This is a genomic window from Bacillus sp. FJAT-44742, assembly GCF_002797315.1.
Classification (GTDB): Bacteria; Bacillota; Bacilli; order Bacillales; family Marinococcaceae; genus Thalassorhabdus; species Thalassorhabdus alkalitolerans.
Genome location: NZ_KZ454936.1, coordinates 1,935,170 through 1,950,056, shown reverse-complemented (window position 1 = coordinate 1,950,056; position 14,887 = coordinate 1,935,170). Strand labels below are relative to the sequence as shown.

The window sequence follows — 14,887 nt, the reverse complement described above, 5'->3', positions numbered from 1 at the left end:
AAAAGAATGGGTAAAAATAATGGAAATAATAAAGAAAAGGAAGGAGCAAGCAAGCTTCAATGGATTTTGCTTATTATTATCATTCCCGTTTTTTTTGCCATGGTTGTGGGCCTTGTGATTCTCTCTTTTCTCGGCTTTAGTATTGCAGAACCAGCCAGGAATATCGCATCTAACATCCCGGTTATTTCATCACTTGTAGATTCAAGAGAGGAAGCTGAAGCAGAAGAGCATGAAAGAGAGGATATGATTGCTACCATTGAAGAGCAAGAACAGAGAATCTATCAACTAGAACAGGAGCTTGAAGCGAGTGAAGGTGCCCTTCAAGAGCTGGAGGAAAATATAGAAGCAGAGGAAAATGAGGAGCAAGAAGACGCAGAAATTGAGGGGGGACAGGCTGAAGTCAAAGAGCTTGCAAGGGTTTATGAATCGATGTCTCCCAAAAGAGCGGCAGCCATTTTAGGAGAGATGAGTACTGCTGACATCATCATTCATATGAGTGAGATGAGGACTGAGAGCAGAGGGCAGATTTTAGCTAAGATGGAGCCGGACCAGGCTGCTGAAGTAATGGCAGCTTTATCTTATCAATGATCTATATGGTGAAAGGAGGTGAACTTTATGAATGATGTAATGTTGAACCAGTTGTTTTCCAAAGAAGTTATGCCCCAGCAGCTTGCAGAGGGGAAAGTCAATCCCTTGTCTGAACACAATGAAGGCTTTTCTGTTTTGCTGACAGCTTTGCTCTCTTCTCCTTTCCAAGATAACGAAATGTCACTAGACGACTCTTCGCACCAGCAGGAGGACACTCAAGCACAATGGGAGATATTCAGTCAAGCGATAGAAGGACTGGCTGATAAGCTTGAAAAAAAGTGGGAGAGGAAACTAGAACCTTCTATGGGAACCTCCTTGCCTGAGTGGGAGCACCAGTTTGACCAATTGCCGCTTCCCGTACAAGAAGCTACAACAAAAATGATGAAGGAAGAGACAAGCCTGCTCGAAGTTGTTTTGGAAATTTCCCAAATGAACCGAGGGGGAAACAAGCCCTCTATTGTGAACCTTTCATTAACCACTACAGACGAAGAGACCTACTCTGACATCATTAAGCCAACTACCGAAGGCAAAGAGGTTCACTCTGACAGCATCACTACAACAACTACCGAAGGCAAAGAGATTCACTCTGACGGTTTCCTTGGAAATACAGGCGGAAATGTGACGCCAACCCCATTAGCCCTGAAGCTGCTTTCCCTGTCTTCTATAGAGGAGCCCAGGATAGAGAACAAACCGTTTGAAGATGAGGAAAGCATAAAGGAAGCCGTCAAGGTATTGACTGCAGCGGGACTTTTTGTCTTACAGGAGGAGGGTGTCCCTCTTGAAGACCTTGTTCGAGAATTGCCAGTTTCCCTACAGAAGAACCTTCATAGTTCAATGGGTGGTTTATTCCAGAAAATAAGGACTATTTCAGAGTCTTTACGCCAGGTTTCTCCGGACCCAGGTGAGAGTAACAGTAATAACGAAAGAGGAAATCAGCTTCACCGGTATATCAACGATCCTCCCACTTTTTTCAAAGCAGTGGATAAAAAGAATGGTAGAGAAACACAAAGAGGGGAAATCATGCCGGCAGCAAAGGAATTATTTTCTAAAAGTCACAGTCAGTCGCCTGGCTCGCTCCCTTTGTCCGTTAGTACCTCTGAAGGAATGACAACAGGCAGTAAAGCTGAACAGCTGTATATTTATCTTGGGGAAAACAAGACCACCTACAGGCGGCAGCAGGAATTTATAAGACAGTTTCAGGAAATCATGGGCCGCTCAAGTCTTCAACAGCTTTCAAATGGCCAGCAGCAGCTGTCAATTAAGCTGTTCCCTGAAAACTTAGGCAGGCTGGACATTCAGTTCACCCATATAAATGGCAAGTTAGCAGCCAGGATGATTGTGTCTTCTTCTGGTGCAAGAGAGTTAATTGAATCACAACTCTCCCAGCTTCGTTTTCTCTTTCAGCAGCAAAATCTTTCTGTAGAAAAAATTGAAATAGCCCAGCACCCTTCTTGGGACGACGATAAAGAAGAGAAAGAATCTTCTTCTCAAAAGGATAGAAGAGGTACTGATCAAGAGGAAAAGCAAGAAGAAGAAAATGAACATAAAAGACAAGAATTTGCTGACTTTCTAGAAAAAGAAAGGATAAATACTGAGATCTAAGGGGGAGCCATGACAAATACAATCCATTCATCCTTTGGTATTGCTGAGCAGCGCAAAGTACCTGTTAAAGAAGCTCAAGGTAATATTATGGGAAAAGATGATTTTCTCAGGATACTCATTACCCAGCTTCAAAATCAGGATCCATTAAATCCAATGGAAGATAAAGAGTTTATTGCACAGATGGCCAATTTTTCTTCATTAGAGCAGATGACGAATATGAACAATACTCTTGAAAGTTATATCACATCACAACAAAACAACGCTCTTGTTCAAAATAGTGAACTTATAGGAAGAAAGGTCACCTGGGAGCGTGAAGTAGATGTGGATGAACATAGGACCCAAACAGTTGCAGAACAACATGAAGTTCTTTCCGTAAAACAAGAAAAAGACGGAACCATCCGGGTACTGCTTGATAACAACCGTTGGGTTACGAATAAACAAATTTTTGAGATTCACGGGCAATAGCAAGTGAGGAAAGGCGGAAAAAATGAGTATTCCTATTCAATCTTATGGATTGCATCAATTGCCTCATCCTCAAAAACATATTCCCGAAAATAATAAGAATGAAACATCTTATTTTCAGAAATTGTTTACAGACGAACTCACCGGGCCTACTAGTTTAAAAATCAGCAAACATGCTGATAAGCGGCTTGCAGCAAGAGAAGTAACAATTTCATCTGATCAATGGAAAATAATCGACGAACAAATAAAAAACGCAAAGAAAAAGGGAGTAAATGAGTCGCTGGTTCTCACTGATAAGGCTGCATTAATAGTAAGCGCTAAAAATGAGACAGTTATTACAGCAATGAATAGAAAGGAAGCCGCCGGTCAAATATTTACAAACATAAATGGGACAATTGTTTTATAGAAGGCCCGACCTACCAAGGAAGCCTTTAGCTGTAGATCGACTGATACAGTGAGTTTCAAAACAGAGGGAGGAAGAACATATGCTTCGTTCAATGTATTCTGGAATATCAGGAATGAACAATTTTCAAACTAAATTAGATGTCATAGGAAATAACATTGCTAATGTAAATACTTTTGGTTTTAAAAAAGGAAGAACAACGTTTAAGGATATGGTGAGCCAGCAGATGGCAGGTGCCACTGGACCGCAGGCAGGGCAAGGAGGAACAAATCCAATTCAAGTAGGCCTGGGATCCCAGATTGGATCTATTGATACGATCATGACCCAGGGAAGCCTTCAAAATACGAACCGGGAGCTTGATTTAGGAATCTCTGGAGACGGCTTTTTTACCGTAACAGATGGAGATGCTTCCTATTATACGAGAGCGGGGAATTTCTACTTAGATGAAGACGGTTCTATTGTAAACAGTGAAGGCATGTACCTGGTAGGTGCTGGCGGAGCTTCTCCTATTACAGTACCGGCTACATCTCAAAGCTTTAGTATCGGCCAGGATGGAACAGTTAATATTATTAACGAAAATGGAGACCTTGTGGCAGGCGGTCAGGTAGGTCTTGCTATTTTTGATAATCCGGAAGGCCTTTCAAAAATAGGCGGGAACCTTTACCAGGAAACAGCCAACTCAGGGCCGGCAGTACTTGGAGCTCCTGCCGCAGGGGGAGCAGGAAGCCTTGTAGCTGGAACATTGGAAATGTCCAACGTTGATTTATCAGAAGAGTTTACAGAAATGATAGTCTCTCAAAGAGGTTTCCAGGCTAATACGAGAATTATTACAACCTCAGATGAAATTCTGCAAGAATTAGTCAACTTAAAACGGTAATTTATAGCAAAGGGAGGGCAGAGCTGAGAACTCCTTGGCTCTAATGATGAATATGATTGAACTAACAAGGTTAAATGGGCAGACTTTTTACCTTCACGCCCCGTTAATAGAACAGATTCAAGCCTTTCCTGATACTACCATTTTTCTCACGAACGGAAAATCTATTGTCGTCAAAGAACCGATGACAGAAGTAAAGGAAAAAGTGCAGGCTTTTTATTCCTCTATCGGCTTAGTAGGTACAACGGCCATGAAAGGAGGAGATAAGGAATGAAAAAAAATAAACTTCTCAGTATTATGGCCGTTATGCTTGTATCCATTACGTTATTAGGCGTGCTGGCGATCGTGCTATTTAATTACCTTTCTGACGACCAGGAAGTAACCGCTGAACCAAGTATTGAGGAAGTGATTGAAAACTCATGGGAGACAGAGGAAATTACAACCAATCTATCCTCTAACCATTTTATTCGAGCCCAATTCAGGATTCACCTGGATTCCAAGCATTCCAGGGAGGAAATTAAGCAAAGAGATTTTCAAGTTAATAATTTGATTATCCGAGAACTGGCTAACCTTAAAGCGAGCGACCTTCAAAGTAAAGAAGGAATTGAAGAGTTAGAAGCTTCTCTTGTTGAACAATTAAATGAAGTGGTAGAAGACGGCAAAGTAGTGAACGTGTATACAACTCAGCGGATGATCCAATAAAAGAATTCTATTGGAATAGGGAAAAGAGGTGAGAGATTTGGCTGATGTGTTATCACAAAATGAAATTGATGCATTACTTTCAGCGATCTCTACTGGAGAGATGGATGCAGAGGAACTGCGAAAGGAAGAAGAAAAACAAAAAATTCACACCTACGACTTTAAAAGAGCGGTGCGATTTTCAAAGGATCAGATCAGGAGCTTATCAAGAATACACGAAAATTTTGCCCGCTTGCTCACCACTACCTTTTCAGCACAGCTTCGAACGTTTGTGCAGATATCTGTAGCCTCTGTAGACCAATTGCCTTACGAAGAATTTATTTCCTCTATTCCTCAAATGACGTTGTTAAATGTTTTTGAGCCATACCCGTTAGAAGGCAGGTTTCTAGTCGAAGTAAATCCTAATATTGGTTATGTAATGCTGGATCGGATGCTTGGTGGAAAAGGAGCCAGCTTTAATAAAATTGATACGTTAACAGAAATTGAAACAAGAATTTTAAAGCAGCTTTTTCAAAGAATGCTTGAAACGTTTCAAGAAGCCTGGGAATCTGTGATCAGTATTGAGGCTGAAATGCATGCATTAGAGGTTAACCCTCAGTTTCTGCAAATGGTATCTCCAAATGAAACAGTGGTGGTAATTTCCTTGTCTACGACAATTAATGAAGCTTCCGGAATGATAAATATTTGTCTTCCTCATGTAGTTCTTGAAGAAATTCTGCCAAAGCTCTCTGTGCATTACTGGATGCAGACTAAAAAGCAAAAAAGAGACAGCAATCATGAAAAAGCATTGCAAGCAACGGTTCAAAAAGCTCCACTTACCGTTCAAGCTTTGCTTGGGCATTCGCAAATATCTGTTGAAGACTTTCTTCAGTTGAGTCCTGGCGATGTTATTCAATTAAATCAGGGTATTCATGAACCCTTAGAAATCCAAGTTGAGGGAGAGAAAAAGTATTATGGGCAGCCTGGCAAGATGAAAAACAAAATGGCAGTCCAAGTAACCAGGGAGTTTGAGGAGGGGGAAGAAAATTGAATGATGATATGCTCTCTCAAGAGGAGATCAATGAGCTGTTAAAAGGTGTAAACGGTGATAGTGATGAGCCAGAATCAACAGATTCTACTGCTTTAAATAATCAAAAAGAAGAAGAAAGAGAGAGAAATATAGAATCCTATTTAACATCCATTGAACAAGATGCATTGGGAGAAATAGGGAATATTTCCTTTGGCAGCGCAGCAACCGCTTTGTCTCAATTGCTTAACCAAAAGGTGGAAATCACGACGCCGGTGGTTTCTGCAGTGGCTATGCATGAGCTGCAGACTGAATTTCCGGAGCCGTGTCTTTCCGTGAATGTAGAGTACACAGAAGGGTTTCAAGGAACAAACCTTTTAGTTATTAAAAGCAGTGATGCTTCTATTATTGCTGATCTAATGATGGGCGGAAGCGGTTCAGTTGAAGATAAAGAGCTTGGTGAAATGGAAATTAGTGCCGTGCAAGAGGCTATGAACCAAATGATGGGGTCAGCTTCAACGTCGATGTCTGCCATTTTTGGGAAACGGGTGGATATTACTCCCCCTGGAATTGAAATATTAGATGCTGAAACAAAAGACACAGCAGCTTATAACGAAGAAATGATAGTGAAAATATCTTTTCGCTTAAAGGTCGGAGAATTGATTGATTCCTCCATTATGCAAGTAGTAACCATTCCTTTTGCTAAAAAAATGATTAGTGAACTGATGGAGACAGAAGAACCTGAAGGCGTGAGTGAGCCGTCTTCTGACACCAAGGGGCAAGAAGTAACCGCACATGAGACCTTACTCAATAAGGAAGATTTTACTCAACATACAGAGAAAGCGGAGGAGTACATCAGCAGAGAGGCTCTTCAAGAAACAGCTGCCGCCAGGTCTGACAGTTACAATGGAGGACCGGAAAACTTTCATTCCGAGCCGGACAGGGAAGTCCAAACTGCCGTATTTTCTAACTTTGAAGAGAGGGAAAGGAAAGCTGCGGAGCCAAAGAACCTGGATATGCTTTTGGACATACCTCTTGAAGTTACCGTAGAGCTCGGCAGGACAAAACGATCAATCAAAGACATTCTCGCCCTCTCTCATGGATCAATCATTGAACTCGATAAATTGGCCGGAGAGCCTGTTGATATTTTAGTAAATCAAAAACTGATAGCCAAAGGAGAGGTAGTGGTTATTGAAGAGAACTTTGGTGTCAGAGTGACTGATATTATCAGTCAAAAAGATAGAATAAAAAATTTAAATTAAGCAGAGATATGAAAGGGGATATTAGCATGGGACAATCTGTATTAATAGTTGATGATGCATCTTTTATGAGGATGATGATTAAAGACATTTTGGTTAAAAACGGTTTTGAGATTGCCGGTGAGGCTCAAAATGGCGAGGAAGCTGTGGAGAGGTATAAAGAGCTATCCCCTGACCTGGTTACAATGGATATTACAATGCCTGAAAAAGATGGGGTAGCGGCATTAAAAGAAATCAAAGCTTTTGATGGCAATGCTAAAGTCATCATGTGTTCAGCTATGGGCCAGCAATCAATGGTAATAGATGCCATTCAAGCAGGTGCGAAGGACTTTATCGTGAAGCCTTTTCAGGCAGACCGTGTGATTGAAGCGATTAAAAAAACGTTAGGATAAAGTGTCGCCTCTTATGAAAAAAATTTTCGGTTTATTAATAATGATATGTTTTCTACTTATTTATTTCATGCCGCCGGGCTCCGTTCTTGCTGAAAGTAGTGAAAATGGAACGGTAAATGACTGGCTTCAAAATCAAGAGGAAGAGGGTTCGTTGTCTGATGCACGTTCAGACAATGAACCTGTCTTAGCGGAAAGAAACCCTTTTCTCATGTTTGCTCAAATGATAGGCGCTCTCTTGTTTGTTATCGGCTTAATGTATATTCTTTTAAAGTTTATTAGTAAAAAAACAAAATCTTATCACTCTGCCCGCGCGCTTCAAAACGTAGGAGGGGTGCCTCTTGGAAATCACAAATCGGTCCAGCTGGTGAAGGTAGGAAATCGCCTTCTTGTTGTCGGGGTGGGTGACTCTATTCATCTATTAAAAGAAATAAAAAATGAAGAAGAAATACAAGAAATTTTGAACAATGAAGACCGGCAAAACGATGAAGCTATGGAAAAAGCCGCAGACTGGCTTCAAACCAAATTTCTGCGTAAGAAGCAGGATGACGATAACGTTAAACCTTTTCAATCTCTTTTAAACAGCCGTCTGGGTGAGTTAAAGGAAGCAAGGGAACAGGCGGGCCGCCGAGAAAAGGAGAGGGAACAATGATCATCTTTCTTCCTGCAGTAGATATTGGCAGCCTGTTAAGTGATGATCCAGAAGACCTGGCAACCACCATACAGCTGATAATTATGTTAACGATCCTTTCACTGGCCCCTGCTATTTTAATTTTAATGACTTGCTTTACAAGAATCGTTGTAGTGCTCTCTTTTGTGAGAATGGGAATTGCTACTCAGCAGATGCCTCCCAATCAGGTGTTGATTAGTTTAGCCTTATTTTTAACCTTTTTTATTATGGCCCCTGTGTTTTCTCAAATAAATGATGAAGCGTTAACCCCTTTATTTGAGGGTGAAATTACACAAGAAGAAGCATTCCAGGAAGCAGCGTCACCAATAAAGGAATTTATGGCCCAGCACACCAGGGAAAAGGATTTGGCCCTGTTCATGGGGTACGCAGGTCTTGAGAAACCTGAATCACTCGATGATGTCCCTTTAACAGCTCTTGTCCCTGCGTTTGCTATAAGTGAACTTAAAACGGCCTTTCAGATCGGCTTTTTAATTTTTGTTCCTTTTTTAGTCATTGACATGATAGTGGCCAGTGTTCTTATGTCGATGGGAATGATGATGCTTCCCCCGGTGATGATTTCACTTCCGTTTAAAATTTTGTTATTTGTTTTGGTTGATGGATGGTATTTAATTGTTGAATCTTTGCTTTTAAGTTATTAAAGGTGGTATATGATGAGTCCAGAAATGGTTATAAGCTTGGCGGAAAATGGAGTATGGACAGTATTTCTGGTAGCAGGACCTTTGTTAGTCGTTGCCCTGGTCCTTGGTCTTGGGGTTGCAGTCTTTCAAGCAACCACTCAAATTCAAGAGCAAACTCTGGCTTTCATCCCAAAAATACTAGGAGTGCTTGCTTCTCTAATTATTTTTGGGCCGTGGATGCTGTCTCATGTGGTTCAATTTGCTCATCAAATTCTAAGCAATCTTCACCATTATGTAGGATAAGATGGACGCGATGGAATGGATCAATCAATTTCCAGCCTTTTTATTAATCTTTGTACGAGTGCTGGCTTTTTTTACGACAATGCCGATTTTTGCATATAGAAACGTACCTAACACTTTTAAAATAGGCCTGGCTGTATTTATGGCGTTTACGATGATGTTTACTGTGGATGTACCGGAACTTGCAATCAATGCTGAATATTTTTTGCTTGTCATTAAGGAAGCGTTAGTCGGACTGCTGGTAGGGCTTGTCGCAAGTATGCTGATTTACGCTGTTCAAGTAGCCGGAATGTTTATTGATATTCTTATGGGATTTTTAGTAGCAAACGTTATTGATCCCCAGACAGGGGCTCAAAGTCCGCTTACCGGAGGATTCCTCTATGCATTTACCGTGCTTTTTTTACTTGCTGTAGATGGACATCACCTTCTTCTTGATGGCGTTTATTACAGCTATGAATTTGTTCCCCTTGAACAATTGTTTCTTCCTTTTGGTAATGGCTCGATCGCATACTTTGCCCTAACCACCTTTACGACGATGTTTATCATCGCATTCCAAATGGCTTTCCCGATTATCGGGTGTTTGTTTTTAGTAGATGTAGCATTAGGGATGATGTCACGGGCTGTCCCTCAAATGAACGTTTTTGTGGTGGGCCTGCCTTTAAAAATCTTTCTTGGACTGCCTCTTTTGGCCATTATGCTCCCTGGTTTCTTTTCTCTTGTATCTTATACATTTGAGGAAGCAGGCACAGCCATGAGGACATTGCTGGAATTGTTTGGAGGGGCATAAGAATGAAACTTCGCATGGAACTTCAGTTTTTTTCCCAGGAAAAAACTGAAAAGGCCACGCCCAAAAAAAGACAGGATTCCAGAAGAAAAGGACAAGTGGCAAAGAGTAATGACGTTAATACCGCACTCATTCTACTGGCTGTCTTTTTATTTCTTTTTTTATATGCCGGAATCCTCGGCGACCATATTTTAAATATGATGGGGCATATATTTAGTGAATATTTACGCTGGGAAATCACTTCTTTTACGCTTACGGTGATATTAGAGGAGCTTGTGATGGAAACAGCAATTGTTCTGCTTCCGATCATGCTTGTAGCTATGGTGGCAGGTACAGCAGCTTCCATGATGCAGGTTGGTATCTTATTTGCCCCGGAAGCAATTAAATTTAAAGCTTCTAAGATCAACCCAATTCAGGGGTTTAAACGAATTTTTTCTGCACGGGCTCTCGTTGAGCTTTTGAAGTCTCTTTTGAAGATCTCATTAGTGGGTATTCTTGTATTTTCTGTCATTTGGTTTAACCTTGACTCTCTATTGCTCCTTTCTCATAAAAACATAGAAGCGGGTTTTTTTGAAATAGCGCAGCTTACAGGCCTTATTGGGGCAGGGGTTGCCGTTCTTTTACTCTTTCTGTCAATTCCCGATTATATATATCAAAAATATGATCATGAAAAACAAATACGGATGTCAAAGCAGGACGTAAAAGATGAACATAAAAAGATGGAGGGAGATCCACGAATTAAATCAAAGCGCCGTCAGAAACAAATGGATATGGCTATGCAAAGAATGATGCAGGAAGTTCCAAAAGCTGATGTGGTCATTACTAACCCCACTCATTATGCGATTGCATTAAAATACGAAGAAGACAAGATGGAAGCCCCGGTGATTGTTGCAAAAGGGGTGGATTTTATGGCTATGAGAATTCGGATGGCTGCTGAAAAAAATGAGGTAGCAATGGTGGAAAATAAGCCCCTTGCAAGATCACTGTACAGTCACGGAAATATTGGAGACCACGTACCTGAAAATTTATTTAAAGCGGTGGCGGAAGTGCTGGCGTATGTGTACCAGTTGAAAAACAAGCTGCCATAAAAGGGAAGAAACATGAGTTTTTCTATGAGATAAAACAAGCACAAACTGAACCGGCTGAAGAAAGAGGAGATTTGTTATGAGAGCAAGAGATTTAATAGTACTGGTAGGGGTTATTTTGATTGTGATCATGTTAATTATCCCCTTGCCGACCCCCATCCTTGATATTTTGATTATTACCAATATTTCTCTTGCTCTGGTCATTATTCTTGTGGCCATGAATACAAAGGAACCTCTTGAGTTTTCCATTTTTCCAACACTATTATTATTGGTTACTTTATTTAGGCTCGGTTTAAATGTTTCCACTACCCGTTCTATACTCGGAAATGCCGAAGCTGGAAATGTCATAGAAACCTTTGGCCAGTTTGTTGTTGGAGGAAACCCACTCGTAGGGTTTGTAGTATTTCTAATCCTGGTAATTATACAATTTGTAGTCATTGTAAAGGGCTCAGAAAGAGTTTCGGAGGTAGGGGCCAGGTTTACTTTGGATGCTATGCCCGGGAAACAAATGAGCATAGATGCTGACTTAAATGCAGGGATGATTTCAGATCAGGAAGCTAAGAAAAGACGGGAAAAGATAGAAAAAGAAGCTGACTTTTACGGATCCATGGACGGGGCAAGCAAATTTGTAAAAGGGGATGCGATAGCCGGTATAGTGATTGTTATTATTAATATAATTTTTGGCCTTGTCATTGGTATGATGCAGCTGGGAATGGACCTGGGGACAGCAGCGGGAACATTCACTCTCCTTACTGTAGGAGATGGACTAGTCAGCCAGATTCCCGCCCTTCTTATTTCAACAGCTACAGGAATTGTGGTTACCAGGGCAGCCTCAGAAGGGAACCTGAGTCATGATGTTACAAAGCAGCTTTCTTCACACCCGAAAATGTTGTATGTAGCAGGGGCAACCGTATTTTTTCTTGGAGTGTTTACACCGATTAACTTTCTTCTCACTTCAGCCATGGCTGGTGTGTTGGCGGCAGGTGGTTTCTTATTAAGAAAAACAGATACCGGCAGTCTCTCCGAAGATGAGAAAGGAGAAGAGGATAACGGTGAAGGCGAGGATATGAAATCCCCGGAAAATGTCGTAAGTCTTCTGACCATTGATCCTATTGAATTTGAATTTGGTTATGGCTTGATTCCCCTTGCGGATGCTAATCAAGGAGGAGATCTGCTGGACAGGGTCGTCATGATCCGGCGCCAGTTGGCATTAGAGCTTGGCATGGTGGTGCCAGTGATTAGAATCAGAGACAACATCCAACTGCAGCCAAACGAATATGTCATTAAGATTAAAAGTTATGAAATAGCCAGGGGGGAACTTCTTCTGGATCATTATATGGCTATGAGTCCTGGAGTTGAAGATGAAGCAGTGACAGGAATCGAAACGGTGGAGCCTGCTTTTGGTCTTCCTGCTATGTGGATAGGAGAAGAAATGAAAGAGCAGGCAGAGCTTTCAGGCTACACAGTGGTAGATCCTCCCTCTGTTGTATCCACTCATTTGACCGAGGTCATTAAAGCACATGCACATGAACTTCTTGGACGGGAAGAAACAAAGCAGCTGGTTGACCATTTAAAGGAAACCTATCCGACTCTTGTAGAGGAAGTCACGCCAAACCCATTATCTTTGGGAGAAATCCAAAAGGTGTTAACAAACCTTCTAAAAGAAAAAATGTCAATCAGAAACCTTCCTGTCATTTTTGAAACAATGTCTGAGTACGGACAGATGACAAAAGATATGGATTTAGTAACAGAATATGTCCGCCAGGCACTGGCAAGGCAAATCACTAAACAATTTGCGGTGGAAGGGGAACCATTGTGTGTCATTACCTTGAGCGGAGGCGTGGAAAAAGCAATTGTGGACAACGTCAAGCAGACTGAGCATGGGAACTTCCTATCGATGAATCCACAGGACTCTCAGCCGATTATTGAAGCGGCAGCTTCTGAAGCTGACCGTTTGGCACAAATGGGCCATACTCCAATACTGCTTTGTTCTCCGGCTGTTCGCATGCATGTACGTCAATTAATTGAAAGGTATTTTCCTCAGGTATTTGTCCTTTCTTATAATGAGCTCGAGCCTCACGTTGAGGTGCAAAGCGTAGGAGTGGTGAAAACATAATGAAAGTGCAAAGGTTTATTGCTAAGGACATGCCGGAAGCAATGAAAAAAATTAAGGGAGAGCTTGGCGAACAGGCCGTCATTCTTCGCTCGAAATCGATTCAAAGCCCAGGGATTTTTGGCCTGTTCTCAAAAAAAACATTAGAGGTAATTGCTGCGGTCGATGAAGAGATGATGCTTAAAAGAAAAGATACGGTGAAGCCCTCTCAGACTATACAGAAAAAGGAGCCTCCCAAACCGTCTTATTTCAATTATTCTTCCACTGAAATTCAAAAAGAGATGAAGGAAATTAAGGAAATGGTTAAGGAATTAACCGCTGATGCTGAACTGGAAAAAACCTCTGTTCTGCATCCTGCCTTACGACTCATTCAAACACAATTGAAAGAACAGGAAGTAGAGTCCGGACTTCAAAAAGAGATTCTGGATTCACTTGTAAAAAGGGTGAAAGAATCGGGTGGTACCGAGGAAATAAAAGATGAAAAAGTCAAGGATTGGGCGAAGGTTTCCTTAGAAAAATCACTTAGTACCCTTTCTTTAGGAAAAGAACCATCCGGCAGAGAAATCATTACCTTTGTCGGTCCGACTGGGGTAGGGAAAACCACGACGATAGCCAAAATCGCTGCCCGCCAACATATTTATGAGAAGAAAAAAGTAGCTTTCCTGACTGCTGATACGTACCGAATCGGGGCGGTAGAACAGCTGAAAACATACGCCAGCATACTACAAATCCCCATAGAAGTTGTGTACAGCAAGGAAGATTACCACAAGGCACTGAAAAGTTTCGAAGAATATGACACCGTGCTTGTTGATACGGCCGGAAGAAACTATTACAACAAACTGAATATAGAGGAATTGAAAACAATCATCTCTTTAAATGAAGAAACAAAAACCTACCTGGTATTGTCATTAACCTCTAAATACACAGACATGAAAAACATTTTTCAACAGTTTTCCTCGCTGTCCATCGATCAATTTATATTTACAAAGACTGACGAAACCGCCATTTGCGGACCAATGGTAAACCTTATGAAAACAACCGGCATTGGAGCTTCTTTTCTCACAAAGGGCCAAAACGTACCGGAAGATCTGGACGTGGCTGATCCCCGACTGGTAGCTGAATTGCTATTTGAGGAAAACGACCATGAATGACCAGGCAGAAAGTCTGCGTAAGTTGATGAACAGCAGATCAGAAAGAAGAGAAACTCACATTATTTCGGTAGGCAGCGGCAAGGGGGGAGTCGGGAAAACGAACGTGTCTGTTAACTTCTCAATCGCACTGGCTCAAAAAGGGAAAAAAGTGGTTCTTTTCGATATGGATATCGGAATGGCAAATGTAGACATCTTGCTCGGTACACATGCTGCTTTTAACGTAAGAGATATGATCGAAAGAGAACTGTCAGTGTGGGATGTTATCAACGAGGGTCCTTCAGGTGTTTATTTTGCTGCCGGGGGGTCAGGTCTGTCAGATATTTTTTCTCTAACAGAGGGGAAGAAAAAGAGATTCCTCCATCAAATAGAAATGCTTAATGGTCACTTTGATTATATTATTTTTGACCTTGGAGCAGGTATATCAAAAAACAGCATGCAATTTGTTCTTGCCTCCCATGAAGTTTTTTTAGTTACTACACCAGAGCCAACGTCAATTACAGATGCCTACTCAATGATAAAGCATATAACTGCTTTTGATCAAAATCTGCCGCTTTTTTTGATTGTAAACCGGGCCTTCTATCTCAGTGAGGGGAAAAAGGCCGGAGAAAATCTTCAAAAGGTAAGCAGAAGGTTTTTGCATAAAGAACTGGCTGTTCTTGGCCTCCTTCCTGATGATGATGCCGTTCGAAAAGCAGTTTATAAACAGACCCCATATTCTTTAGCTTTTCCACGAGCAAAAGTTACCCGGGCGATGAGAAATGCTTGCAATAAATACCTTGATGAGTCAGAAAGGGAGCCGAGAAAACCTTTTTACTCTTTTATATCCAAACTAAAAGGTTTTATGTCTTCACCGTCATAGAAAGG

The 14,887-nt window shown here is 41.3% G+C and carries 18 protein-coding genes; all 18 read left to right on the top strand.

Features of this window, described 5'->3' with window-relative positions:
* Positions 1-6: 6 nt before the first annotated feature.
* The 18 genes from CEF17_RS09660 (at position 7) to CEF17_RS09575 (ending at position 14,882) form a co-directional block, all read left to right on the top strand.
* Positions 7-588, top strand: coding sequence for a MotE family protein (locus CEF17_RS09660; RefSeq protein WP_100399344.1), 582 nt, complete (start codon positions 7-9; stop codon positions 586-588).
* Positions 589-615: 27 nt separating this feature from the next.
* On the top strand, positions 616-2,190 hold the full coding sequence (locus CEF17_RS09655; protein WP_100399343.1) for a flagellar hook-length control protein FliK: 1,575 nt from the start codon (positions 616-618) through the stop codon (positions 2,188-2,190).
* Positions 2,191-2,199: 9 nt separating this feature from the next.
* Positions 2,200-2,655: a flagellar hook assembly protein FlgD gene (gene flgD, locus CEF17_RS09650; protein ID WP_100399342.1), complete on the top strand. Its 456-nt coding sequence runs from the start codon at positions 2,200-2,202 to the stop codon at positions 2,653-2,655.
* A 22-nt stretch (positions 2,656-2,677) separates the two neighbouring features.
* Positions 2,678-3,058 carry a TIGR02530 family flagellar biosynthesis protein gene (locus CEF17_RS09645; protein WP_100399341.1) on the top strand — a complete coding sequence of 127 codons (381 nt, stop codon included), beginning with the start codon at positions 2,678-2,680 and terminating at the stop codon, positions 3,056-3,058.
* A gap of 79 nt (positions 3,059-3,137) precedes the next feature.
* Positions 3,138-3,932 carry a flagellar basal body rod protein FlgG gene (gene flgG, locus CEF17_RS09640; protein ID WP_100399340.1) on the top strand — a complete coding sequence of 265 codons (795 nt, stop codon included), beginning with the start codon at positions 3,138-3,140 and terminating at the stop codon, positions 3,930-3,932.
* A 52-nt stretch (positions 3,933-3,984) separates the two neighbouring features.
* A complete protein-coding gene (locus CEF17_RS09635) occupies positions 3,985-4,203 on the top strand; it encodes a flagellar FlbD family protein (protein WP_100400866.1) in 219 nt (72 codons plus the stop codon).
* The gene (gene fliL, locus CEF17_RS09630) at positions 4,200-4,631 is read left to right on the top strand and encodes a flagellar basal body-associated protein FliL (protein WP_100399339.1); all 432 of its coding nucleotides are present in this window, start codon (positions 4,200-4,202) and stop codon (positions 4,629-4,631) included. Before CEF17_RS09635 ends, fliL begins: the two co-directional genes overlap by 4 nt.
* Positions 4,632-4,668: 37 nt before the next feature.
* The gene (gene fliM, locus CEF17_RS09625; RefSeq protein WP_100399338.1) at positions 4,669-5,658 is read left to right on the top strand and encodes a flagellar motor switch protein FliM; all 990 of its coding nucleotides are present in this window, start codon (positions 4,669-4,671) and stop codon (positions 5,656-5,658) included.
* Positions 5,655-6,896, top strand: coding sequence for a flagellar motor switch phosphatase FliY (gene fliY, locus CEF17_RS09620; protein ID WP_232725481.1), 1,242 nt, complete (start codon positions 5,655-5,657; stop codon positions 6,894-6,896). The genes fliM and fliY overlap by 4 nt, the downstream gene beginning before the upstream one ends.
* Before the next feature lie 26 nt (positions 6,897-6,922).
* A complete protein-coding gene (locus CEF17_RS09615) occupies positions 6,923-7,285 on the top strand; it encodes a response regulator (protein ID WP_054635316.1) in 363 nt (120 codons plus the stop codon).
* Positions 7,286-7,298: 13 nt separating this feature from the next.
* Positions 7,299-7,934 (top strand): flagellar biosynthetic protein FliO, encoded by a 636-nt coding sequence (gene fliO / locus CEF17_RS09610; protein ID WP_100399337.1) that lies wholly within the window; start codon positions 7,299-7,301, stop codon positions 7,932-7,934.
* On the top strand, positions 7,931-8,611 hold the full coding sequence (gene fliP / locus CEF17_RS09605) for a flagellar type III secretion system pore protein FliP (protein ID WP_100399336.1): 681 nt from the start codon (positions 7,931-7,933) through the stop codon (positions 8,609-8,611). The genes fliO and fliP overlap by 4 nt, the downstream gene beginning before the upstream one ends.
* Before the next feature lie 12 nt (positions 8,612-8,623).
* Positions 8,624-8,893: a flagellar biosynthesis protein FliQ gene (gene fliQ, locus CEF17_RS09600; RefSeq protein WP_054635318.1), complete on the top strand. Its 270-nt coding sequence runs from the start codon at positions 8,624-8,626 to the stop codon at positions 8,891-8,893.
* Between the two features lie 10 nt (positions 8,894-8,903).
* Positions 8,904-9,677, top strand: coding sequence for a flagellar biosynthetic protein FliR (gene fliR, locus CEF17_RS09595; protein WP_232725480.1), 774 nt, complete (start codon positions 8,904-8,906; stop codon positions 9,675-9,677).
* Between the two features lie 2 nt (positions 9,678-9,679).
* Complete coding sequence (gene flhB / locus CEF17_RS09590) at positions 9,680-10,762, top strand: flagellar biosynthesis protein FlhB (protein WP_198508939.1); 1,083 nt, start codon at positions 9,680-9,682, stop codon at positions 10,760-10,762.
* Between the two features lie 76 nt (positions 10,763-10,838).
* Positions 10,839-12,875, top strand: a complete 2,037-nt coding sequence (gene flhA, locus CEF17_RS09585; RefSeq protein WP_100399333.1) for a flagellar biosynthesis protein FlhA — start codon at positions 10,839-10,841, stop codon at positions 12,873-12,875.
* A complete protein-coding gene (flhF, locus tag CEF17_RS09580) occupies positions 12,875-14,023 on the top strand; it encodes a flagellar biosynthesis protein FlhF (RefSeq protein ID WP_100399332.1) in 1,149 nt (382 codons plus the stop codon). The genes flhA and flhF overlap by 1 nt, the downstream gene beginning before the upstream one ends.
* Complete coding sequence (locus CEF17_RS09575) at positions 14,016-14,882, top strand: MinD/ParA family protein (RefSeq protein ID WP_100399331.1); 867 nt, start codon at positions 14,016-14,018, stop codon at positions 14,880-14,882. The genes flhF and CEF17_RS09575 overlap by 8 nt, the downstream gene beginning before the upstream one ends.
* The last annotated feature ends 5 nt before the right edge of the window (positions 14,883-14,887 follow it).

Bases quoted from the DNA above. Each gene is read 5' to 3' on its own strand.
- flhA (WP_100399333.1), top strand. From the start codon at position 10,839: ATGAGAGCAAGAGATTTAATAGTACTGGTAGGGGTTATTTTGATTGTG.
- fliO (WP_100399337.1), top strand. From the start codon at position 7,299: ATGAAAAAAATTTTCGGTTTATTAATAATGATATGTTTTCTACTTATT.
- CEF17_RS09655 (WP_100399343.1), top strand. From the start codon at position 616: ATGAATGATGTAATGTTGAACCAGTTGTTTTCCAAAGAAGTTATGCCC.
- CEF17_RS09575 (WP_100399331.1), top strand. From the start codon at position 14,016: ATGAATGACCAGGCAGAAAGTCTGCGTAAGTTGATGAACAGCAGATCA.
- fliR (WP_232725480.1), top strand. From the start codon at position 8,904: ATGGAATGGATCAATCAATTTCCAGCCTTTTTATTAATCTTTGTACGA.
- fliQ (WP_054635318.1), top strand. From the start codon at position 8,624: ATGAGTCCAGAAATGGTTATAAGCTTGGCGGAAAATGGAGTATGGACA.
- CEF17_RS09615 (WP_054635316.1), top strand. From the start codon at position 6,923: ATGGGACAATCTGTATTAATAGTTGATGATGCATCTTTTATGAGGATG.
- flgD (WP_100399342.1), top strand. From the start codon at position 2,200: ATGACAAATACAATCCATTCATCCTTTGGTATTGCTGAGCAGCGCAAA.
- flhF (WP_100399332.1), top strand. From the start codon at position 12,875: ATGAAAGTGCAAAGGTTTATTGCTAAGGACATGCCGGAAGCAATGAAA.
- fliP (WP_100399336.1), top strand. From the start codon at position 7,931: ATGATCATCTTTCTTCCTGCAGTAGATATTGGCAGCCTGTTAAGTGAT.
- CEF17_RS09645 (WP_100399341.1), top strand. From the start codon at position 2,678: ATGAGTATTCCTATTCAATCTTATGGATTGCATCAATTGCCTCATCCT.
- fliL (WP_100399339.1), top strand. From the start codon at position 4,200: ATGAAAAAAAATAAACTTCTCAGTATTATGGCCGTTATGCTTGTATCC.
- flgG (WP_100399340.1), top strand. From the start codon at position 3,138: ATGCTTCGTTCAATGTATTCTGGAATATCAGGAATGAACAATTTTCAA.
- CEF17_RS09635 (WP_100400866.1), top strand. From the start codon at position 3,985: ATGATTGAACTAACAAGGTTAAATGGGCAGACTTTTTACCTTCACGCC.
- flhB (WP_198508939.1), top strand. From the start codon at position 9,680: ATGAAACTTCGCATGGAACTTCAGTTTTTTTCCCAGGAAAAAACTGAA.
- CEF17_RS09660 (WP_100399344.1), top strand. From the start codon at position 7: ATGGGTAAAAATAATGGAAATAATAAAGAAAAGGAAGGAGCAAGCAAG.